Consider the following 20,833-nt stretch of genomic DNA (forward strand, 5'->3'; position numbering starts at 1 on the left):
CCCTTCGTTTCTATTTACGTTAGATATGCCGTTCAAATTGTTCTCTCAGTTTAAACTTTTGTAATTTACCGCTGGCATTTCTCGGCAGTTCATCAACAAATTCGTATCGCCTTGGCCGTTTATATCGTGCAAGACTGCTGCTCGATATACAATACTCTTCAAGCTCGTCAGCTGTCACAGCTTCTTTAGAAACAATATAGGCAACCACTCTTTCGCCCCACATTTCATCCGGCTCTCCGATCACGGCAGCATCTACCACAGAAGGATGGGCGAACAAAGCATCCTCCACTTCCCTGGAATAGATATTCTCTCCTCCCGAAATGATCATATCTTTAACTCGATCGCTCACCCATAGATACCCATCATCATCAAAGGTTCCTATATCACCAGAGTGATACCATCCTTTATACATCACTTCCTCTGTGGCTTCAGGCCGGTTATAATACCCCTTCATTGTGCTTGGGCCCCGCACCACGATCTCCCCTAATTCACCAGGAGCACAAACGTCATCGGGATCAGAAGGTCCGTTTTCCTGTGTTCTGACAACCCGCACCTCATGGTTGATCAACGCTCTTCCTGCAGACCCCGCTTTGGATATTTGTTCATCCTCAAAGAGTGCTGTAATAGCAGGACCCATTTCAGTCATTCCATAAGCCTGCAGCAACTGAACGCCAAGCGCTTCATGTAATCGGGTGGTTAACGCAGGAGCCATAGGAGCCCCGCCATAAAGTCCTTGCCTTAACGTTGAAAAGTCTTCTTGAGAAAAGTCTTCCTGCAGCACCATGTTCCACATCGTCGGAGCAGCAAATAAAGTAGAGATTTGTTCTTCACGTACCGTTTCAATCATTGCAGGGGCGTCAAAATGATGAAGAATGACATTAGCTGCTCCAACCATCACTCTAGGGAAGAATGTACAATGGAGCTCAGCACAATGAAACATAGGAGCAACCGTTAAGCCGCGATCTTGCGGTGTCAACCTCAAGGTAGCCGTTAACACAAGAGCTTGATCCACCATATCACGATGTGTATGAAGGACACCTTTAGGGGTGCCGGTTGTACCCGAAGTGTACATGATAGCATAAAGATCATCCTCTTCTATCAAACAGTCAGGACGCGACGTATCTGATCCTTCGATCATTTGATAGTAGTACCTTGCATAAGACAAATCAGGTTCATCAATCGACCAAAAATCGATATGAGGAGATTCTGATGCTACCCCTTCTAAGGAACCTGCCGTAGCTTTTTCGAAGATAACTACTTTAGGACTGGCATCTTTAATAATAAAATCTATTTCTTGAGACGTCAGGCGAAAATTGATCGGATTAAATACGGCACCGATTTTCATACATGCAAATAAAGTCGTAGCGAATTCAGCGGTGTTAAAAAGTACTGTAGAGACACGGTCGCCTTTATCCACCCCTTCAGCAAGAAGAGTGCTGGCCATTCTATTTACTTCGTCATTCCACTCCCGGTATGTCCACCTTGTACCCAAACGTAAATCCACAAGACCTTCTTTATTTGGATACTTTGCTACTGTCTGCTCGAACATGCTCTTCAACGTTGGACCCACCCTGATCCACTCCCTTTTTTTATTTTGTCGTCCTGCCCCTACCTTGGCTGTAACCTTATGGCTCCGTCGAGTCGAACCACCTCCCCGTTCATCATGGAATTTTCAACGATACTTAAAACTAACCTTGCATATTCATCCGGTTTTCCAAGACGCTTCGGAAATGGTGTCATCTGACCGAGTGCCTCTTTTGCAGAATCAGGAAGAACTTCGAACATCGGAGTTTCAAATAGCCCTGGTGCAATCGTCATCACTCTAATGCCGTAACGCGCAAGCTCCCGCGAAATAGGAAGAGTCATCCCAGCAACGCCTCCTTTAGAAGCACTGTAAGCAGCCTGTCCGATCTGACCTTCAAAAGCCGCAATGGATGCCGTATTAATAATGATGCCTCGTTCGCCTTCTTCGTTAGGAACATTTTCCTGCATCTGTTCAGTGACCAAACGAATCATGTTGAAGGTGCCGATTAGATTCACTTCAATCACCTTTTGAAAAGAACCCAGTTTATGGGCGCCTTCTTTTCCTGAAACCTTCTCTGCAATCACAATTCCCGCACAATTAACAAGACTGTTAACGGATCCAAATTGTTGGACTGATAAACTGATCATCTTCTTTACTTGTTCTTCTGACGTCACATCAACTCCACAGAAAACAGCAGAAGATCCCAATTCACCTTCTAGAGCTTGTCCTTTCTCAATATTTTGATCTGCAATGATCGCTCTTCCCCCGTGGGCAACAATCCTTCTCACAGTTGCTTCTCCTAAACCTGAAGCTCCCCCTGTCACTACAGCGGTCAGCTCATTCACTTGCATCTCCTTATTCCTCCAGTCTTTCTATGATCGTGGCATTTGCCATGCCCATCCCCTCGCAGACCGCCTGCAGTCCATATCGGGACTTGGACCGTTCTAATTCATGAATCAGCGTCGTCAGTAATTTTGTACCTGTGGCACCTAATGGGTGGCCTAAAGCGATAGCACCACCATTCACATTCAATTTTTCAGGGTCAGCCCCTATCTCTTTCAACCAGCACAAAGGTACTGGAGCAAATGCTTCATTCACTTCATACAAATCGATATCTTCAATGCTCAGTCCGGCTTTTTGTAATGCTTTTTGAGTGGCCGGGATCGGACCTGTCAACATAAACGTCGGATCAGAACCTACAACAGAGCGGGAAACGATACGGAATCGAGGCTTAAGACCAAGATTTTCTGCTTTCTGCCGGGACATTAATAACACGGCAGAGGCACCATCACTTATTTGGCTGGCATTTCCTGCGGTTATGACCCCTTGTTCTTCGAAAACAGACTTTAATTCAGCCAGAGTTTCTACTGTAGAACCTTTCCTTGGTCCTTCATCCACTTTCATCATGATAGGTAAACCTTGTTTGTCTTTTGCCTCAACATGCATAATTTCCCTATCAAATCGTTCCTCTGCTATCGCTCTCAACGCTTTTTCATGACTGGCGGCCGCATATTCATCCAAGTCGCTCCTGCTTAATTTCCAATGATCTGCCATCTTTTCTGCAGATAGTCCTTGGTTGATGATCTCAAAACGGTCGGTTAGTCTATCGCTATACTTTGTATTCTTCATATTCGAGAACATAGGAACCCTGGACATACTTTCCACACCGCAAGCAACCACAACATCCATATCACCGCTGGCAATAGCCTGAGACGCAAAGTGAACCGCCTGCTGGCTCGATCCACATTGACGATCTATAGTAACGCCTGGCACCTCTTTTGGATATCCTGCGATTAATGACGCAATACGAGCTACATCCCCGGCTTGTTCCCCCACTTGAGAAACACAGCCGGCTATAACATCCTCCACTTCCTTCGGGTCAAGGGAAATGCGGTCTACGACTTCCCTCAACACCTTAGCGAGCAGCTCGTCTGGTCTGATTTCACTTAAAAGTCCGTTTCTTTTTCCGACAGGTGTTCGGACAGCTTCTACAATGACAACTTCATTCATAACATATACCTCCACATAAATTGACTTAATGCAGTCCCATTTTCTTAGCGATAATGGATTTCATAATTTCATTGGATCCTGCGTAAATAGCAGTTACAGGAGCATCGCGATATCTTCTGGCAATCTCATACTCTTCCATATATCCATACCCGCCATGCAAGTGCATGCAGGCAGCAGCTACCTTTTTCACAAGTTCGGTGATCCACCATTTAGCCATAGAAACTTCTTTGACTACGTCCTCACCATTCATATGGGCTTCAATGGTCCTATCTAAAAAAGTTCGTCCAATTTCCACTTCTGTCTGCAATTCTGCGAGAGTGAACTGGGTGTTTTGAAACGAAGCGATGGATTGGCCGAATGCTTTTCGCTGTTTCACGTAATCTACAGTTATCTCAAGCATACGTTCACTGGCTGAAATACCCCCGATTGCGACGATCAAACGCTCTTGCTGGAGTTGATCCATTAAATAATAGAAACCCTCCCCTGGTTCCCCAAGAAGATTGTCTCTTGGAACTTTTGCGTCCTGAAATACCAGTTCGGCGGTATCCTGGCTATGTAAGCCTATTTTATTCAGTTGTTTCCCCCGTGAAAATCCACCCGTGTCCCGTTCTACTGCAAGCAGGCTGATTCCCCGGTAAGGAGGAGAAATTTTCGAGTCGGTTTTACATACAATTACAATCAAGTCAGCGTGGATCCCATTCGTGATGAACGTTTTTTCTCCATTCACTAGATAATTATCATCGCTTAATTGGGCACTCGTTCGAATACTAGCCAAATCGGAACCTGCCCCGGGTTCTGTCATAGCAATGGCTGTAATGATGTCGCCGCTCGCGCATTTTGCTAGCCACTTATTCTTTTGCGCTTCTGTCCCATAGTGATAAAGGTAAGGGACAACTATATCGTTGTGAAGCCCTATTCCTATCAGTCCTGTACCTACTTTTTCGAGCTCTTCATTGATGACCACCGAATACCCAAAATCCGCTTCATACCCGCCGTACTTTTCATCCAGCCATGGACATAGAAAGCCCTGCTCCCCCATCTTCTTCCAAAATGATCTCGGAATCATTTGCTTCTCTTCCCACTCCTGAAAGTAAGGGTACGCTTCTTTTTCTAAAAATCTCTTTATAGAATTCCTTAAAATATCGTGCTCTTCCTTAAGATAGGATGCCTTCATAAAATCCTCCCTTGTTTTACAGAAGCCTTCCGAAATATTAATTTTGAAAAATATGTCTCCTTTACTGTATTCGGTTTTAAATTTGAAAATCCTTCTCACGTAGTAAGCGTTTTCAAATTTTAACACCAAAAAAACACGATCCCTTAGAAATAAGGAACCGTGCTTTTTGTATAGGAGGAGACTTTAGGTAGGGTGTTACTAATTTATGGTCAGATCCCCACTTATATGCCATCTTTTCATTAAAAAACTATAAAATACGCTCAATAGCTTCAGCGACTCCATCTTCATCATTTGTAGATGTTACCCATGCAGCCTCATTTTTAACATCTTCCTGAGCATTCCCCATGGCTACGCCTATACCTGCTTCTTTGATCATGGCCATATCATTTAAGCTGTCACCTACAGCCATCACGTTTTCCATTTCAATGTCCAATCTTTCACATACTTTAAGGAGAGCAGCTGCTTTATTCACCCCTGAAGGGTTGACTTCAATATTAGTAGGACTCGAGTTGGAAATCTCCAGCGCCTCATTATTTTGTAATTCATCTAACACCACTTGCCTTATTTCATCATCTTGTATATCAAAACCGAATTTCAGCCAGTCATACTCGTTGATTTCTTTTTCAAAATTCTCGGAGCTGTTGAATTGCCCCTGCACTGTCGTCGACCAATAATGGACGTCATGTTCTTCCTTAAGCTCCCATAAACGCTCGACAAGAGCAGCATCGAGTACCGTTTGATCGACAAGCTCGAATTTATCATTATAGATCTCTCCCCCATTGATCGTTACAATGTAAGAAGAGCGGCCGAGAGATTCAGCAATCTCCTGGCACCTTTCCAAAGAGCGTCCTGTACTTAGAACGACATGGATGCCTTGATCTTTTGCTTTTTTTATAGCCTTATAGTTAGCTTCTGAGACGGTCTCCCCAGAATTCAATAATGTACCGTCCATATCTAGTGCGATTAATTTAATATCTTTTTTCATGGATGTTCACGTCCTCTCTTTTGCTCCCCTTATTCTAATACAAAAGGATGAAATGATACAGGTTTACGGTTTAACTTTTTACCTTTTCTACAAAAATCACTCCATTAAATGGACTTTTAAACTACAGGCAGGAGCCAGCAGTCTTCCACTACATAAATTCCCCGTACTGATGTATTTACCGATTAAATTTACAAAGTAATCAGATTAAATCAATACATAGCAGGGTATATTACATATGAATAAAAAATAGGAGGCTAAGAATGTTTGATTACACCGTTTCCACAAATAAAAACGTCACTGAAGCAGTTGAAAGTTTGGAAGCTAGTTTAAAAGAGCAGCAGTTTGGCGTACTCTGGACATTCGATATTAAAGACAAACTCCAAGAAAAAGGGCTCGATTTCGAAAAAGAATATAAGGTGTTAGAAGTATGCAACCCAAAAGAAGCACAAAAGGTTTTAAGTGAAAATCAGATGGCTGGATATTTTTTACCATGTAAAATGGTTGTTTATGACGATGAAGGTACAACTAAAATAGGGATGCCGAGACCCACAGCCCTTATCAGCATGGTAAATGATGACACCATCGAATCTCTTGCTGCAGATATCGAAGAACGTCTGATCAGTTGTATGGATAAAAGCGTATAACCTCAAAAAAAGAGAAGCTTCCCGTTGAAGGAATGCTTCTCTTTTTAATGTTCTATTGGAGGAACAGAAGTATCTTCATTCTTTAATGAGTAAACAAATGTACCGGACGGGGTAAGCGCCCCATAAAATACTTCTTTCGCATCGGTAATGTTATTTTTCAATAATTTACTTTTTATCCATTCTTCATTTTTATTCAACCTTTGTAACATAGGGCGTTGCAGTTCTCCATCAAGAATCACTGGAACATCGTATTCCGCAGCACTTACTATAGCTCCTACGTCTTCTTTCGCTGCCCACTCTTTTGCTCCTTTTAGTTTTACGGATAATCGCCCGTTCGCTTCTACTATAGCCATTTCTACATCTTGCACGGAGAACACGTTCTTCTCTCGAAGCATCTGCATAATGTTATCAATGGCATAATGGACTTTCTTCATATTTTTAAAAAGGAATTTACCATCGTATATAACGACCGTAGGTTCAAAGGTGAGCAGTTTACCTAACTTCTTGTTATTCAATTTGATAAATATAATGAATTGATGCAAAAGAGCGATGACAATCATGGCTACTACGGTGTGAATATGATCGATGTTTGGGTCAGCTATATCCGCTCCTACCACTGAACCTAAAACTAGTACGACTAAAAAATCAAAAACAGGAAGTTCACCTATTGAACGCTTCCCCATATAAAGACCGACAACTAGCAGTAATGGCAGGATTGTAACAATTCTTCCTATCACTTTCACACCATCCATTACAATTTCCATTTAGCAACACCTCTTTTCTAGCCTTTCCAAAAATAAAATTTTAACCATTGACAATATACCTACCAGGGTATATTATTGGTCATGTACTATTCATAAATTATTAATTTCAAACTCCAATAAGGGAGGGTCTCGATATGGAATACAATAACTCTGTAAAAAATAGAGTGAAGCGTATGGAAGGGCAGCTGCGCGGAGTTTTAAAAATGATGGAAGAAGGTAAAGACTGCAAAGACGTCATTACACAGCTTTCAGCAGCCCGCAGCGGACTGGACCGTACGATAGGCGTAGTTGTCAGTTCCAACCTCGTCGAGTGCATTCAGGATGCACGAGATGAAGAATCTAAAGAAGAAACAATCAACGAAGCTGTGCAATTGTTAGTAAAAAGCAGATAAATTTTTTTATAACAAAATATACCCATGGGTGTATAAGTATATTAGGAGGGTTAATATGTCAGAAACAAAAAAGACAAATATTATTTTATTCAGCGGAGACTACGATAAGGCCATGGCGGCTTACATCATCGCAAATGGAGCAGCGGCTTACGACCATGAGGTAACAGTCTTCCATACTTTCTGGGGGTTAAACGCTCTTCGTAAAGATGGCCATGTGGCAATAAAGAAAAACTTCATGGAGAAAATGTTCGGAAAAATGATGCCTAGAGGGGCCGATAAAATGGGTCTTTCTAAAATGAACTATGCCGGTTTTGGCCCTAAAATGATTAAAGACGTTATGAAGAAGCACAACGCTATGCCTTTACCAGAACTAATTGATATGGCGCAGGAACAAGAAGTGAATCTTGTGGCTTGTACAATGACTATGGACTTACTAGGACTAAGAAAAGAAGAATTGCTGGAGGAAATCGAATACGCAGGGGTTGCTGCTTATTTAGGTAATGCTGAAGACGGTAACGTTAACCTGTTTATTTAACAAGGAGGAATTAACATGAAAACGATGTCTGTAAAAGAAGTAGAAAAACAGTATGAAGCTCTAAATATTATTGATGTTCGAGAAACGGATGAAGTAGCTGCCGGTAAAATACCTGGTGCCGTAAATATACCACTCGGACTCATTGAATTCCGCATGAATGAACTTGATAAATCTAAAGATTACGTTATGGTTTGCCGCTCTGGCGGACGCAGTGGTCAAGCTACTCAATTCCTTGAAGATCAAGGATTTAATGTAACAAACATGGATGGCGGAATGATGAATTATGAAGGTGAAACTAAATAACTGAGGGGGATTAAATATGAATATTAAAACAGATCAAACTCTTGATGCGAAAGGTCTTGCTTGCCCGATGCCTATAGTCAAAGCGAAGAAAGCGATAAAAGAATTAGCGTCTGGCCAAGTGATTAAAATTGAAGCAACGGATAAAGGCTCGACAGCCGACATGAAAGCTTGGGCTGACAAGACTGGAAATCAATACCTTGGTACTACGGAAGATCATGATGTTTTGAGCCATTATATTCGCAAATCAAGCGATGAAGACACCCAGGAGAAGCAGCATCCGAATGTTGTGGGTAACGAATCAATAGAATCTTTAGATGAAAATGCGGTTATTTTAGATGTACGCGAATCCGCAGAGTATGCATTTGGTCATATTCCAGGCGCTATATCTATTCCATTAAGCGATTTAGATGAGCGTATGGGTGAAATCGATGATACGAAGAATATTTATGTGGTGTGCCGCACAGGCAACCGTAGTGACATGGCAGCTCAGAAGTTAGCAGCTAAAGGTTTTGACCATGTCTACAATGTCGTTCCAGGTATGAGTGAATGGTCAGGAGAAACTAAAAAATCCAACTAATTTTTTTAACAAAATTAATACCTTAGGGGGTAATTATAGATATGACTGTTAATCCAATGACAGCTCAAGAAGTTACTGAAAAAATCTTAAACAATGATCAACTATTTATTTTGGACGTGCGAAATGAAGATGCCTTTCAAGATTGGAAAATTGAAGGGAAAGGCATCACATACCTTAATATTCCTTATTTCGACTTATTGGATGGAGTAGAAGAAATTTTAGACCAACTGCCTTCTGATCAAGATATCCTTGTTGTTTGTGCAAAAGAAGGGTCCTCAATTATGGTTGCTGACATGCTTTCTGAAGAAAAAAGAGATGTTTATTATTTACAAGGTGGAATGAAAGCATGGAGTGAATATCTTGAACCTGTTAAAGTAGCAGACTTAAATGATGGCGGCGAACTTTATCAATTCGTACGCATCGGGAAAGGCTGCCTCTCCTACATGGTGATCTCTAATGGCGAAGCAGCTATTATTGATGCGACTCGAATGACGGATGCCTATGTAGCATTTGCTGAAAATAAAGGTGCTAAGGTCGTTCATATATTCGATACTCACCTGCATGCTGATCACATTTCAGGAGGACGCAAACTTGCTGCACAAACAGGAGCGACGTATTGGCTCCCTCCAAAGGATGCTGCTGAAGTTACATTTGATTACGCGCCATTAGAAGATCAAGAGATAGTAAAAGTTGGAGACACAAATATTACGATCCATGCTATTTACTCTCCAGGGCACACGATCGGCTCTACTTCATTTGTCATTGATGAACAGTACCTTCTGTCTGGAGATATACTATTCATCGATTCGATTGGACGTCCAGACTTAGCTGGTAAAGCTGAAGACTGGGTACAGGATTTACGAGACACACTTTATACGCGTTATAAAGAGCTCTCTGACGAACTTATTGTCCTGCCTGCACACTTCATGACTATAGATGAATTAAATGACGACGGTACAGTTTCTGAAAGGCTAGACACCTTATTTAAAAATAATCACGGTCTTAACATTGAGAACGAAGAGGAATTTAGGAAGATGGTGACGGAAAACCTTCCGCCACAACCTAATGCTTATCAAGAAATTCGTGAAATGAACATGGGTAAAACCAATCCTTCGGACGAGGATCAGCGAGAGATGGAAATTGGTCCAAACCGATGTGCAGTAAGATAAAATACTAAAATTACAGGAGGAATTATAAATGAATTCAACAAAAGTATTAGATGCAAAGGGATTAGCTTGTCCAATGCCGATTGTAAAAACAAAAAAAGAAATGAAAGAACTTGAAACAGGAGACATTTTAGAAATCCACGCAACAGATAAAGGAGCTAAAAGTGACCTTGCCGCATGGGCGAAATCTGGAGGCCATGAGTTCTTAAAAGACGAGGAAGAAAATGATGTACTGAAATTTTGGATACAAAAAGGGTGAAAATTTAAGGGAGCCTAGGAGGTTCCCTTTTTTAAGGAGTTGACTCAGAATTATGGAATTTGGACTAATTATTACTGTATTTCTTATTGGTTTTATAGGATCTTACGTTTCCGGAATGTTAGGGATCGGCGGATCAATCATTAAGTACCCTATGCTTCTTTACATCCCATCACTAGTTGGTTTTACGGCTTTTACTGCCCATGAAGTATCAGGTATAAGCGCCGTTCAAGTATTTTTCGCTACGATCGGTGGTGTGTGGGCCTATCGCAAAGGTGGTTACCTAAATAAGAATTTGATCACTTACATGGGGGTCAGCATTTTAATAGGCAGTTTCATCGGTGGTTACGGCTCACGATTTATGCCGGAGGATGGTATCAATCTCGTCTATGGATTATTAGCTTTAACAGCAGCTGTGATGATGTTTGTGCCTAAAAAAGGGATTGACGATATACCGTTTGATCAGGTCAGCTTCAACAAATGGCTGGCAGCTATCCTTGCCCTCATTGTTGGGATAGGAGCAGGAATTGTAGGAGCAGCCGGTGCATTCTTATTAGTTCCTATTATGCTTGTCGTGTTGAAAATACCAACCAGGATGACAATCGCTTCCTCATTAGCCATTACATTGATTTCCTCTATAGGAGCCACAATAGGTAAAGTCACTACAGGGCAAGTCGATTACATGGCAGCTGGCATAATGATCGTCGCAAGTTTGATAGCAGCTCCACTCGGTGCTAAAACAGGAAAAGTTATGAATACTAAAGCACTTCAAACCATTCTAGCTGTACTCATTTTAGCAACCACCATAAAAATTTGGCTGGATATCATTTAAGCAAATAAACCCAAAAAAAGCCCTCCACCTGATAGGTGGAGGGCTTTCTACTAATCTTCTTGCTGTCCTGTTTCATTCATTTCTTCTTCAATCATTTCCGTTTCATCAAGGTATCTGAGCAGATCTCCATAAACGATTGAATCCGATAATCCTAATTCTTCTTCAGCTTGCTCAAATCCAGGTTCACAGGCACTGCCTTCTACTTCTTCACCAGTTTCCCTATCAAAGCAGCTTCCTTTTACACCTACATATTCATCACTTGCAAAATCGCCATCACGTGTAATCATCATTTCACGGCGATCTTCACTGAATAAATCCTGACCAAATTGAACCGGATTATCATCTTCTACTCCTAGAAGGTTCATAATCGTAGGCCGCAGATCAATCTGTCCTCCGACCGTGTCATTCTCCTGTGGTTCAATACCTTCGCCAATCATGAGAAGAGGGACACGTTGCAGCTGAAACTGTTCATATTCATTAATATCTTTGTCCAAGTACTCTCCCATAGCCTGCTGGTGGTTTTCGGAAATACCGAAGTGATCACCATAGATGACTAGAACGGTATCGTCATAAAGGTCTGACTCTTTAAAGTCTTCAACGAACTGTTTCAACGCTTCGTCCTGGTAGCGTATCGTCTGGAAGAAACGGTTTAACGTTCCGCTTGACGTATCGCCTTCCTCAATATATTTCTTGTCCTCAGGAAGCGTAAATGGGTGGTGGTTCGTCAGTGTAATCATCTTGTTGTAAAATGGCTGCTCCAGTTCTTCCATTTTATCTAAAGAGTCACTGAAGAAATACTCATCCAAGTATCCCCATCCATAAGATTTTTCTTCGGTTACATCATAATCTTCTTTTGAATAAAACTCATCGTATCCAAGCGAGTCATACATGACATTTCGATTCCAAAACGATTTATCGTTAGCATGCATGTTTGTAGAAGTATATCCATTTTCTCCTAACACTTCAGGGGTTGCTTCGTACTCATTTCCAGAGTGAGTAAAGAAAGCAGCTCCACGATTCAGACCATACATGGAGTTGTCCAAAATGAACTCTGAGTCTGATGTACGTCCTTGCTTCACCTGGTGGTAGAAGTTATTAAAGTAGGCTCCTTCTTCTTTCAGGTCATTGAAATAAGGAGTAAGCTCTTCTCCATTCACTTCATTATCTACGACAAAGGTCTGGGTACTTTCAAGAGACAACGCAATTACGTTCTTCCCTTCAGCAACTCCTGTCATTTCGCTGTTAGGTTCGGTTTTATTTTCATTCAGATAGTTTAAAGCAGGAACTAATTCATTGCTGTCAGCAAATGTTTTTTTCATTTCTGTTTGACCCTGTAATACGATGTCATACACGTGATAGTTGATGACCCCGATGTATTTAACCAGCATATTACGGTCGAACGCACGTTCAAGCAGGTCGGTACGCTCTGTCTCGGCCCAAGCCAAGTTCGCTAAAAACAGAGGAATCGCAATGACAGCCAGCACAAAACCTTCTCTTCGTTTCGGCATGAAACTTTGAAAACGAGTAGGCTTTAAATAGAATAATAGAAAAACTGCCGCAAAAACATCCACAAATAGAAAGACATCAGTGAGCGATAGGATGTTCGTAATACTGCTTCCTAGACCGGCAAGGTTAGCCACTTGTCCCAGCATAGGAATCGTAATGAAATCATTATATTCACGATAGAACAATACATTTACATACAGTAAGACGGATCCAAAAATATACGTAGCTAACAAGCCTTTCCGTCCAGCCAATAATATGCCCAATCCAAAGAGCAGGAAAATACTGCTTAGCGGGTTGAACGCTAAAATGGCAGCTTCATTGGCATTTTCTACATCAAGTGTAAAAATGCTCCCTTGTATGAAGTACATTTTCAACCAGAATATAGCAATCACCGCAGCATAAATGAGCCATTTGTTCAAGGGGTTATTGTTCTTTTTACTTTTAGTTTTTGTAAACATTGTAAAACCTCCGTTAATTTTGCACTCATTTATTTTACCTTATATCCCCTTAAATTTGAACTCAAAACTTCTGTATTTTATCAAAATGAAATATTTGTAATCAAATGTTCGAATTTTTGTCACTTAACATTGGTTATATTTACCTACACCCAGTAGAATGGACCTGATCAGCACTTTTAGCACTGCAGCCCCTTCTATTTGACCAATTTGATAAAGGAATATACTTTTAGAAATGAAAGATATAATTTAAAGGAGGAGACGTATGAGTAAAAATGCGCATTTTATCGACCATTTCTTGTCTCACCGTGAAGTTACGAAAGAATTGATTTCTAAAATTGATTCTGAACATTACAGCTTCAAACCAACCCCCACTTCAATGGAAGCTGAAAAATTAGTCAATCATATACTTGAATCTATGTATTCTTTCGCTCGTTTTGCTAATAAGCAGCAGCCTGAGAAATTATTCGGTGAAGGAGATACTTCGGATCTCGTAAAACGGGCTGATGTATATACCGAAGAAACAGTCAAGTTGATCAGCTCTCTATCAGACGAAGATTTTGAACAGATGATTGACGTAAGTCAGATTTTCGGTAAAGAGGTGTCTGCGGGACAGCTTCTTACGATTGCAGTTGAGCACGAGATTCATCATAAAGGAAACTTATTCGTCTATGTTCGTGAAATGGGGCATACAGAGCTGCCTCTCTATATCAAAAGCTAACCTTCAGAATACACTGCTGATTTAGTCGGCAGTGTATTTATTTTTACGTTGTTCGTAATATAGAATTACTATCTTACTCCTGATATAATAAGAGCTAAATTGAATTAAAACATATCTTCCATTTTGAGCCGAACTTTAATTTAGGAGTGATGAAATTCATGAAATACATATTCACTTTGATCATTTTAATCCTTATGAGTGCTTGTTCTCTCTCTCAAGAAAATCCTTCCGATGAAAAAGAAGTCTCCTATTCCCCGCAATCGAATGTATATCTCCATGAAAAAGGTGACATGCTTTCCACTATCAGTTTTTCTGCAATAGGAGATATTTTAATTCATGATCGCGTATATGAAGACGCCAAGACAAATGATGGCTATGATTTCATGCCTATGTTAAATAGTGTAAAACCATATTTATCAGATACTACTCTGTCTATAGCTAACCAGGAAACCATGATTGGTGGAGAGGAAATAGGTTTGTCAAGTTACCCTTCGTTCAACTCTCCGACAGAAATAGGCGATGCTTTAAAAGAGTTAGGCATCGACGTGGTTGCTCTTGCAAACAACCACACTTTAGACCGTGGAGAAAAAGCTGTTCTCAATGCTATAGAACATTGGAATCAAATTGATATGGTCTACACAGGAGCATATGAAAGCAAAGAAGACCAACAACAATTGCGAACCATAGAAACCGAACAGGGAATTGATGTCTCCTTTTTAAGCTATACATATGGCACGAATGGCATCCCTGTTCCTGAAGGGAAATCGCATCTTGTAAATTTAATCGATATAAACCAGATGAAAAGTGATATTGAACAAGCACATTCTCAAAGCGAAGCCATAATCATGAACCTTCACGCCGGGGATGAGTACGAGCCTCTTCCAAACGAAGAACAAAAAGAATTAATGAAATTTGCTGCAGATTCAGGTGTGGACGTAGTAATTGGCCATCATCCTCATGTCTTGCAGCCTATTGATTGGGTGGAAGGAAAAGATGGACACAGAATGCTTGCTGTTTATTCCCTGGGGAATTTTTTCTCAGGTCAGGAGGCCTTCGAAAAGCGTGTGGGGGGCATTATAAAATTTGATATGTCTGAAATCGAGGGAGAAGTTATAGTAGATTCCCCACGTTTCATGCTCACCTATGTCAGCTCAGAAGGACCACACGCTTACGAAGTGTTACCGATGCATGAACTAAACGAGAGTGTATTACCTGATTACAAAGAAATCATAAAAGGGTATGAGCAACACCTTTCTCAATGGATGCCGGAGCTTGAGTTTATTTCAAAATAGCAGGCATTTTGCATAAGAAATTCTGTACAACAATTTGGCAGGATTGTTGAAGATTTGATTTCAAGATAACTAAGGTTCAGAGTCAGGAGTGGTTGGGAAGCTACTTGCTTTCCTGTGGGGGATCTGGCGAGCTTACTAAGGCTAAGGTCCTGTGAAATCCTTGCCTACCTCCTTCTCCGACCTCTTACCCTCTTATAAATACAGCGCGTAAATTATTTCATAAATCTGTTAGGTTGCTATCCAGCTCCAGCGCTTAGCGGCTACTGAGACTTCCTTCACTTCTGTACGATAAGTCAACATCGAATCACTTCGTTCTTTGTGTTTCCTTTATCTCCGCCAGCTCAGTCCAGTCCATACGCCGCTGACCAAAGCGCTTGCGCTTTTAAAAAAGGAGTCCCCCAGCTTCCCAACCAGCCCATTCGATAGAGATGAGAAACGAACCCTTTAATTTAGAAAGAGGCTCTTCTATATGCCCGCTTAGTGAGAAGGTAGCTCTTTACGCCAAGGTTTTAACATAGGACACCTATTATGAAAATCAACAAATGTATTCTTTTTCTTGAAGTGGTTTCGAGATACTTATTTGGCAGAGGGGCGGAAGGAAACGGTGAGACTCCTGTGGGATGAGCGGGACAGGTGAGACCCCGGAGAGCGAAGTTCGTGGAGGCTCAGCACCCACCCCACGGAAAGCGAACCGTTTCCTTCCGCCCCTAAGCTCCCACTTTGTCTCGAAACTGAGTGTTCAAAAATAGGGAGCTTATATCAATAAGTAACGGGGAAATTCAATTTAGCCTACGCTATAAGAAGTGGGGTAAGTATAGTGATGATTATTAGGTGATATATACGATTTCTTTTTGTAAGTAAGTAATTTTAATTCATTTAATAACCTGTTCAAATGTGATATATTAAATGCAGGAGTGATTACTATGGATAAAACTGTATGTCCTCGCTTTGAAAAGGCAATAGGAATCCTAAGTCAACGTTGGACAGGTCTTATTATTCATAAGCTGTTAGAAGGCAGCCAGCGTTTTAGAAGTATAGAATCATCTATAGGGATAAGTGGTAAAGTGTTGTCGGACCGTTTAAAAGAAATGGAAAAAGAAGGCTTAGTTAAACGCGAAGTCTTTCCCGAAACCCCCGTCCGTATTGAGTATTCTTTAACCGAAAAAGGCGAGTCATTAAAGCCAGTTATGAGCAGTGTTGAGAAATGGTCTCATGATTGGGTGACTTTAGAAGAAGATTCTAAAGTTCAATAGATCTATAAAAAGGCCCCTCTAGGGTCTTTTTTGATATTTCCTGGGAAATACCGACATGATTTTATTAAAAAATTATTGGATTCAGCTCATAAATTCCTATTAATAGTTACATAATAGTAGATAACTAATTACTTTATGAAAAGGAAGCGAGTTTAATGAAACCCTATTTATGCCCAAACTGTAAAACCAATCGATCAAGGTTCAATATGATTAAACAAGTGTCGAGGTCAATCAAAGTCGATCCGCGTTCAGGTGAAATGATTTCAGAATGCAGCTCTGATCAGCTGGCTGTTTACCACGTCGACTACAAAGGACCTGAGTATAAAGTCCAATGTGGTGCTTGTGGATTAATCGAAGACGAAATCTCTTTTCAGCGCTTCGCTGAACATAACCCCTTAAGCTAGTCCGTATTTTTCTAAAACTAAGCCCGTAATTTTGAACCCCCTGACCACAGCGGCCAGGGGGTTCTCTTATTTATTCATACTAGAAAAGAAGTCTCCGAGAGGGTCTTCTTCTTCCTCTTGTTGTTGGTCTTCTTCCGGAAAACTTCTCAAGTCACCTTGAAGACTGTCTAAATTCAAATCATCCAAATCGTTATCACTGCTGCTTACAACTGTTCGCTGAGGGGCTTCCCTGTCCTCATTTTCATAAGACGAACCTGCTTCCTCGCTCGCTGCAGCTTCCTCCTGGAGATAGAGAGCCTCATCAATATTTACAGAATTACTGTTAAGAGATGCCAGTAATGTCATCGCTCTTGTCGGGTCACTCATAAGCTGATAGATAATGCTTCCCATTAATGCTTCTGAGTGTTCATGCTTCATCCAACTTCGTTGTTCCTTTGTAAGTTGGCGGGGCAGAGGTATCGTAACCGTCTCCTTGTCTTTTGATAGAGACTGACTGACACCATCCATCACAAATTGAGCGATTCTGCTTGAGAAATTCCTTCGTTCCTTCTCTTTAAGTGCCGTTAATTGCTTTAATAAGTGATCAGGCGTATCAGAAGGGACACGAAATGTAATGGACTGCCCCCTCTCCACACCTTTCTTAGAATTGCTCATTTAATCACCTTATTTAGATTGAGCTTTTTCTTTTTCTTTCTTTTCTTCTCTTCTTTTGTTCGAATGGGATTTTCTCTCAAAATCTGAGATCAACTTGTAATAAGCATTGGCCATCATCCAAATACTTTCATTTTCATCTTCAAAGAAGTCTATGTTAAAGCCATCAAGCTTATTGTTCAATGTTTTAATATACTCTTTTAATACAGCGGAACCTCCGCCCACGAAATAGCAGATTTCCGCCTGAGAGTTCTTCTGCCATACATTTCTTAGGAAACGGTACTCTTTTTTAGCTAGCTCAAGAAGGATTCGGTCCGTAATATCATGAACGCTCGTTCTGCTCCCTTTAACCATGATGTGGTGTCTGTCATTTTTTCTTGTAATGATATCTACTACATCACGGCGGCTATCCAATTGCACGCCATGTTTTGTAAGAATTTCATCGCGGATTTGTTCCAGTGATTCTGCAACTCCAAGGTTGAAACCTTGTGCTTTATCATCATCGACATTACGATTTCGGATTACTGCGATATCAGTTGAGAGACCGCCAATGTCCTGAATAAGGATTTGCTTATCAATAAGATCTTTATTAATCACATTCAGGTTGTTATCCATTACTAAGTTTACGTAAGCTGCGAAGCCTTCTGGGTAAACTTTTACTTCATCAAATTTAATATTTACTTTTTTACCTTGATACTGCGGAGTTACAAGGAATTCAACCTGGTGAACAGAACCTAGCAGTTGAGAACGGTAACCTACATCTTTACCTTCTTTCACTTCGCGAAGAGGCAGACCTGTACCTAAAGTGTAATTAGCTTCAATTACATTGTTTCTTTCCACAGTTGAATCATTTCCTTGTACAGCATCCATTGCAAGGGAAGCAAACAGCATGACTAATGTTTGGTCTTCCTCCGATTTACTGCTTCCAGGATCCAGCTCCGTAGAATTATCGCTTTTAGTTGCTAAATTCCCTACACGATAAATAGCGTTATTCTCTTGAAGCGCTGGTGAGTGAAGACGAATATGCAAGTTATCTAAAGGATCTTTTTCATCCAGATCTTCTATTCCGATAACGGGACGATCCTCGACGTCCCTCGCCATTACGTTAGGTATATAAAGTTCAGATTCTAATTTTCCGAAGTTGGCTTTCACTGCATCGTTCCCTACATCTACAGCAGCAATTCTTGATTTTGTCATTTAATTGAATTCTCCTTTTAGAAAGAAATTTGCTAGATTACTAGCTTCCTTATTAAACATATTAGATATGGTGATAATAGTCAATGTGACTATTTTCGTATTCATTTACGTATACAATTAACACTTTTTTGTTTACATGTATTCTTTATTGTATACTTGTTTTCTTTAATGTTTGCATGGCTCTAAAACAATATGTGTACACTTTCGTGTGCAAGTAAACATTTAAGTGCACAAGTATACTAGAATGATTGCAGAGTAAATACTTTTTGTGTACGTGTAAACATTAATGTATACGTATAAACATTTTTGTATGCAAATTGATAAAAGAGAAATTAATAAACAAATCTAGTATAAAATTAGTAAAGAGAACAAAATTAGATTAAATAGAGCTAATATAAAGAGAAGAATATAGGTTGCGAGGGACGTAGGATTAAAACAGTAGAAAAAGAGGGAGAGAGGCTTTAAAAAGGGTTAAATGAGGTTCCAATAAAAAAAGACCGTAATTTTACGGTCTTTTTTACAATTTTTTCAATTAACTTGGTTAGTAAGTGGTTTAAGACTGCAACCTGCCTTTATCGATAGACTACAACAATGGTCTTCTCGATCATATGGATTATAAAAGCCTTATGAATAACACCTTTAAATAATTACCCTCTGCATATTCTGGGAGTGTTTTGTAATCTTGAGGCAGAGAATACTCCCACTCAATTCTAAACTTTACATTCATTTCCTTAAAAGCAGTGTCCACAAATGATTTGAACTTCTTCATATTAAAAGTACTGCAATTTGTTGAAGCGACAATCGTTCCTCTTTTTTCCGTTATAGCAATCGTTTCTTTCAACAAATTAGTATAATCTTTTTCAGCTTTAAACAACGTTTTCTTTGACCTTGCAAAACTAGGAGGATCAAGAACGATAAGATCAAACAGCTTATTTTTCCGTTTGGCGTATTTGAAGTATTGAAAAACATCCTCTACTACAATGTCATGCGCCTCAAAATCAATCCCATTCAGACTAAAGTTTTCAATTGTTTTAGCATAACTCCGGTTCGCAAGGTCAACGCTTGTGGTGTGGCTGGCTCCGCCTAAAGCAGCAAACACCGAGAAGGCACCAGTATAAGAAAACATATTCAAAACACTTTGTCCCTCAGCGTATTCGTCACGAATTTTCTTTCGTACTTCTCGTTGATCAAGAAACACACCGACCATCGCGCCTTCATTTAAGTAAACAGCAAAGTTTACACCATTCTCCTTCACAATAACCGGGAAGTCACCACGTTCTCCTGCTACAAATTCATCTTCTTCTATATACTGTCCTTGCTTACCAAATCTTTTCTTCTCATAAATAGCCGTATATTCTACTAACTTTTGCAAAGACTCAAGGATTAACGACCTGAAAGAGTAAATTCCCTCACTGTAAAAATTGATTAGGTAATAGCCTGCAAAATAATCGATCGTGAAACCGCCGATGCCATCGCCTTCTCCATTGAACACTCTAAAAGCCGTAGTATCTGTATCTTTGTAGAAGCCGTTGCGGCCATGTATGGCCTTCTTTATCCGCTTCTCAAAAAAGGAATGGTCTATCTCTTCCTCTGGCCGTTGGCTCAACACCCACCCAATTCCTTTATTTTGAGAACCGTAGTAGCCCTTTCCTATAAAATCACCATTGTTGTCGACAAGGTTCATTATCGTTCCTTCATGCTTCAACATATGGGTAGACTCTACAAAAGACTTTTGAACTAATGGATATCCACTCTTGAATTTTTTTATAACCTTGTTTTTTAAAGTCACTGTTACTTCATTTTTCATTTGAATCCCCTGTCTTTATCATTTGTTATCATAGTAAGGTTATATATCCCGATACGCAAGGGCCCATTCTTTTAAAAGAAAGCTTTTTTTAGTCTCCCCATTTATCGTTTCGTAAAAGTTTACTTCTCCTAAGACATAGCTTTGAGACGGATTCAGTTCCTAGGATTGGAGCTGTAAGTAAGGGGAAGTTACGCTTTCCATAGGCGCAGGGTGAACTTCCTCGAGGGATCTCACCAGTGCTGTCACTCCTTAGGAGTCTTACAACTTCCTTGACTTCTTTGCGTTTGTCAGGCCTCGATAAACAGGAAACAAGCAGATTCCTTTGTGTCCCGAAATAAAATTGTTACTATGGATTTGAATTAAATGTTTAATAAAGGAAGATGT

22 protein-coding genes are annotated in these 20,833 nt (G+C 40.4%); 12 read left to right on the forward strand and 10 right to left on the reverse strand.

Annotated elements, in window-relative coordinates:
• Positions 1-19: 19 nt before the first annotated feature.
• The 5 genes from O2Q26_RS07940 to O2Q26_RS07960 all read right to left on the reverse strand — a co-directional run bounded on the left by O2Q26_RS07940 (position 20) and on the right by O2Q26_RS07960 (position 5,694).
• The gene (locus tag O2Q26_RS07940; protein WP_390216055.1) at positions 20-1,549 is read right to left on the reverse strand and encodes a fatty acid--CoA ligase; all 1,530 of its coding nucleotides are present in this window, start codon (positions 1,547-1,549) and stop codon (positions 20-22) included.
• 59 nt (positions 1,550-1,608) lie between these two features.
• Entirely contained in the window at positions 1,609-2,376 is a 768-nt protein-coding gene (locus tag O2Q26_RS07945; RefSeq protein WP_289215411.1) for a 3-hydroxyacyl-CoA dehydrogenase, read from the reverse strand.
• A gap of 4 nt (positions 2,377-2,380) precedes the next feature.
• Positions 2,381-3,535: a thiolase family protein gene (locus O2Q26_RS07950; protein WP_289215412.1), complete on the reverse strand. Its 1,155-nt coding sequence runs from the start codon at positions 3,533-3,535 to the stop codon at positions 2,381-2,383.
• A gap of 25 nt (positions 3,536-3,560) precedes the next feature.
• On the reverse strand, positions 3,561-4,709 hold the full coding sequence (locus tag O2Q26_RS07955; protein WP_289215413.1) for an acyl-CoA dehydrogenase family protein: 1,149 nt from the start codon (positions 4,707-4,709) through the stop codon (positions 3,561-3,563).
• Positions 4,710-4,956: 247 nt separating this feature from the next.
• Positions 4,957-5,694: a Cof-type HAD-IIB family hydrolase gene (locus O2Q26_RS07960; RefSeq protein WP_289215414.1), complete on the reverse strand. Its 738-nt coding sequence runs from the start codon at positions 5,692-5,694 to the stop codon at positions 4,957-4,959.
• A 260-nt stretch (positions 5,695-5,954) separates the two neighbouring features.
• On the opposite strand from O2Q26_RS07960, the gene O2Q26_RS07965 reads away from it, so the two are divergent.
• A complete protein-coding gene (locus tag O2Q26_RS07965; protein ID WP_289215415.1) occupies positions 5,955-6,338 on the forward strand; it encodes a DUF302 domain-containing protein in 384 nt (127 codons plus the stop codon).
• Between the two features lie 44 nt (positions 6,339-6,382).
• Here the strand turns inward: O2Q26_RS07965 and O2Q26_RS07970 are convergent, their stop codons facing one another.
• On the reverse strand, positions 6,383-7,102 hold the full coding sequence (locus O2Q26_RS07970) for a DUF421 domain-containing protein (RefSeq protein WP_289215416.1): 720 nt from the start codon (positions 7,100-7,102) through the stop codon (positions 6,383-6,385).
• Between the two features lie 134 nt (positions 7,103-7,236).
• Between O2Q26_RS07970 and O2Q26_RS07975 the strand changes: the two genes are divergently transcribed.
• Genes O2Q26_RS07975 through O2Q26_RS08005 form a run of 7 tightly spaced genes read left to right on the forward strand, consistent with a single transcriptional unit; the run spans position 7,237 to position 11,163 of the window.
• Positions 7,237-7,494, forward strand: a complete 258-nt coding sequence (locus O2Q26_RS07975; RefSeq protein WP_289215417.1) for a metal-sensitive transcriptional regulator — start codon at positions 7,237-7,239, stop codon at positions 7,492-7,494.
• Positions 7,495-7,549: 55 nt separating this feature from the next.
• Entirely contained in the window at positions 7,550-8,029 is a 480-nt protein-coding gene (locus O2Q26_RS07980; protein ID WP_289215418.1) for a DsrE/DsrF/DrsH-like family protein, read from the forward strand.
• Between the two features lie 15 nt (positions 8,030-8,044).
• Complete coding sequence (locus O2Q26_RS07985) at positions 8,045-8,332, forward strand: rhodanese-like domain-containing protein (protein ID WP_289215419.1); 288 nt, start codon at positions 8,045-8,047, stop codon at positions 8,330-8,332.
• Between the two features lie 16 nt (positions 8,333-8,348).
• On the forward strand, positions 8,349-8,909 hold the full coding sequence (locus O2Q26_RS07990) for a sulfurtransferase TusA family protein (RefSeq protein ID WP_289215420.1): 561 nt from the start codon (positions 8,349-8,351) through the stop codon (positions 8,907-8,909).
• A gap of 41 nt (positions 8,910-8,950) precedes the next feature.
• Positions 8,951-10,078 carry an MBL fold metallo-hydrolase gene (locus O2Q26_RS07995; protein WP_289215421.1) on the forward strand — a complete coding sequence of 376 codons (1,128 nt, stop codon included), beginning with the start codon at positions 8,951-8,953 and terminating at the stop codon, positions 10,076-10,078.
• A 28-nt stretch (positions 10,079-10,106) separates the two neighbouring features.
• Positions 10,107-10,334 (forward strand): sulfurtransferase TusA family protein, encoded by a 228-nt coding sequence (locus O2Q26_RS08000; protein ID WP_289215422.1) that lies wholly within the window; start codon positions 10,107-10,109, stop codon positions 10,332-10,334.
• A 52-nt stretch (positions 10,335-10,386) separates the two neighbouring features.
• Entirely contained in the window at positions 10,387-11,163 is a 777-nt protein-coding gene (locus O2Q26_RS08005) for a sulfite exporter TauE/SafE family protein (protein WP_289215423.1), read from the forward strand.
• A 50-nt stretch (positions 11,164-11,213) separates the two neighbouring features.
• Here the strand turns inward: O2Q26_RS08005 and O2Q26_RS08010 are convergent, their stop codons facing one another.
• Positions 11,214-13,127, reverse strand: a complete 1,914-nt coding sequence (locus tag O2Q26_RS08010; RefSeq protein WP_289215424.1) for an LTA synthase family protein — start codon at positions 13,125-13,127, stop codon at positions 11,214-11,216.
• A 262-nt stretch (positions 13,128-13,389) separates the two neighbouring features.
• On the opposite strand from O2Q26_RS08010, the gene O2Q26_RS08015 reads away from it, so the two are divergent.
• From O2Q26_RS08015 to O2Q26_RS08030, 4 genes are all read left to right on the forward strand, one after another.
• Positions 13,390-13,845 (forward strand): DinB family protein, encoded by a 456-nt coding sequence (locus O2Q26_RS08015; RefSeq protein WP_289215425.1) that lies wholly within the window; start codon positions 13,390-13,392, stop codon positions 13,843-13,845.
• Positions 13,846-14,003: 158 nt separating this feature from the next.
• A complete protein-coding gene (locus O2Q26_RS08020) occupies positions 14,004-15,137 on the forward strand; it encodes a CapA family protein (RefSeq protein WP_289215426.1) in 1,134 nt (377 codons plus the stop codon).
• Positions 15,138-16,060: 923 nt separating this feature from the next.
• On the forward strand, positions 16,061-16,390 hold the full coding sequence (locus O2Q26_RS08025) for a winged helix-turn-helix transcriptional regulator (RefSeq protein WP_289215427.1): 330 nt from the start codon (positions 16,061-16,063) through the stop codon (positions 16,388-16,390).
• A gap of 155 nt (positions 16,391-16,545) precedes the next feature.
• Positions 16,546-16,794 carry a DNA alkylation repair protein gene (locus O2Q26_RS08030; RefSeq protein ID WP_253934867.1) on the forward strand — a complete coding sequence of 83 codons (249 nt, stop codon included), beginning with the start codon at positions 16,546-16,548 and terminating at the stop codon, positions 16,792-16,794.
• Positions 16,795-16,860: 66 nt separating this feature from the next.
• Here O2Q26_RS08030 and O2Q26_RS08035 read toward each other — a convergent pair whose 3' ends face one another.
• The 3 genes from O2Q26_RS08035 to O2Q26_RS08045 all read right to left on the reverse strand — a co-directional run bounded on the left by O2Q26_RS08035 (position 16,861) and on the right by O2Q26_RS08045 (position 20,449).
• Positions 16,861-17,448 (reverse strand): hypothetical protein, encoded by a 588-nt coding sequence (locus O2Q26_RS08035; RefSeq protein WP_289215428.1) that lies wholly within the window; start codon positions 17,446-17,448, stop codon positions 16,861-16,863.
• Between the two features lie 9 nt (positions 17,449-17,457).
• On the reverse strand, positions 17,458-18,642 hold the full coding sequence (locus O2Q26_RS08040) for a ParM/StbA family protein (RefSeq protein ID WP_253934865.1): 1,185 nt from the start codon (positions 18,640-18,642) through the stop codon (positions 17,458-17,460).
• A gap of 613 nt (positions 18,643-19,255) precedes the next feature.
• Positions 19,256-20,449: a class I SAM-dependent rRNA methyltransferase gene (locus O2Q26_RS08045; RefSeq protein ID WP_289215429.1), complete on the reverse strand. Its 1,194-nt coding sequence runs from the start codon at positions 20,447-20,449 to the stop codon at positions 19,256-19,258.
• Between the last annotated feature and the right edge of the window lie 384 nt (positions 20,450-20,833).

The sequence above is a fragment of the Halobacillus campisalis genome, assembly GCF_030345335.1.
GTDB classification, from domain to species: Bacteria; Bacillota; Bacilli; order Bacillales; family Halobacillaceae; genus Halobacillus_A; species Halobacillus_A campisalis.

What these genes read in the sequence shown, in the direction of transcription:
- O2Q26_RS08015 (WP_289215425.1), top strand. Translation starts at nt 13,390, where the DNA reads ATGAGTAAAAATGCGCATTTTATCGACCATTTCTTGTCTCACCGTGAA.
- O2Q26_RS07980 (WP_289215418.1), top strand. Translation starts at nt 7,550, where the DNA reads ATGTCAGAAACAAAAAAGACAAATATTATTTTATTCAGCGGAGACTAC.
- O2Q26_RS07960 (WP_289215414.1), bottom strand. Translation starts at nt 5,694, where the DNA reads ATGAAAAAAGATATTAAATTAATCGCACTAGATATGGACGGTACATTA.
- O2Q26_RS08005 (WP_289215423.1), top strand. Translation starts at nt 10,387, where the DNA reads ATGGAATTTGGACTAATTATTACTGTATTTCTTATTGGTTTTATAGGA.
- O2Q26_RS08030 (WP_253934867.1), top strand. Translation starts at nt 16,546, where the DNA reads ATGAAACCCTATTTATGCCCAAACTGTAAAACCAATCGATCAAGGTTC.
- O2Q26_RS07965 (WP_289215415.1), top strand. Translation starts at nt 5,955, where the DNA reads ATGTTTGATTACACCGTTTCCACAAATAAAAACGTCACTGAAGCAGTT.
- O2Q26_RS07955 (WP_289215413.1), bottom strand. Translation starts at nt 4,709, where the DNA reads ATGAAGGCATCCTATCTTAAGGAAGAGCACGATATTTTAAGGAATTCT.
- O2Q26_RS08045 (WP_289215429.1), bottom strand. Translation starts at nt 20,449, where the DNA reads ATGAAAAATGAAGTAACAGTGACTTTAAAAAACAAGGTTATAAAAAAA.
- O2Q26_RS07940 (WP_390216055.1), bottom strand. Translation starts at nt 1,549, where the DNA reads ATGTTCGAGCAGACAGTAGCAAAGTATCCAAATAAAGAAGGTCTTGTG.
- O2Q26_RS07995 (WP_289215421.1), top strand. Translation starts at nt 8,951, where the DNA reads ATGACTGTTAATCCAATGACAGCTCAAGAAGTTACTGAAAAAATCTTA.
- O2Q26_RS07985 (WP_289215419.1), top strand. Translation starts at nt 8,045, where the DNA reads ATGAAAACGATGTCTGTAAAAGAAGTAGAAAAACAGTATGAAGCTCTA.
- O2Q26_RS07990 (WP_289215420.1), top strand. Translation starts at nt 8,349, where the DNA reads ATGAATATTAAAACAGATCAAACTCTTGATGCGAAAGGTCTTGCTTGC.
- O2Q26_RS08040 (WP_253934865.1), bottom strand. Translation starts at nt 18,642, where the DNA reads ATGACAAAATCAAGAATTGCTGCTGTAGATGTAGGGAACGATGCAGTG.
- O2Q26_RS08010 (WP_289215424.1), bottom strand. Translation starts at nt 13,127, where the DNA reads ATGTTTACAAAAACTAAAAGTAAAAAGAACAATAACCCCTTGAACAAA.
- O2Q26_RS08035 (WP_289215428.1), bottom strand. Translation starts at nt 17,448, where the DNA reads ATGAGCAATTCTAAGAAAGGTGTGGAGAGGGGGCAGTCCATTACATTT.
- O2Q26_RS07950 (WP_289215412.1), bottom strand. Translation starts at nt 3,535, where the DNA reads ATGAATGAAGTTGTCATTGTAGAAGCTGTCCGAACACCTGTCGGAAAA.
- O2Q26_RS08000 (WP_289215422.1), top strand. Translation starts at nt 10,107, where the DNA reads ATGAATTCAACAAAAGTATTAGATGCAAAGGGATTAGCTTGTCCAATG.
- O2Q26_RS07975 (WP_289215417.1), top strand. Translation starts at nt 7,237, where the DNA reads ATGGAATACAATAACTCTGTAAAAAATAGAGTGAAGCGTATGGAAGGG.
- O2Q26_RS08025 (WP_289215427.1), top strand. Translation starts at nt 16,061, where the DNA reads ATGGATAAAACTGTATGTCCTCGCTTTGAAAAGGCAATAGGAATCCTA.
- O2Q26_RS08020 (WP_289215426.1), top strand. Translation starts at nt 14,004, where the DNA reads ATGAAATACATATTCACTTTGATCATTTTAATCCTTATGAGTGCTTGT.
- O2Q26_RS07970 (WP_289215416.1), bottom strand. Translation starts at nt 7,102, where the DNA reads ATGGAAATTGTAATGGATGGTGTGAAAGTGATAGGAAGAATTGTTACA.
- O2Q26_RS07945 (WP_289215411.1), bottom strand. Translation starts at nt 2,376, where the DNA reads ATGCAAGTGAATGAGCTGACCGCTGTAGTGACAGGGGGAGCTTCAGGT.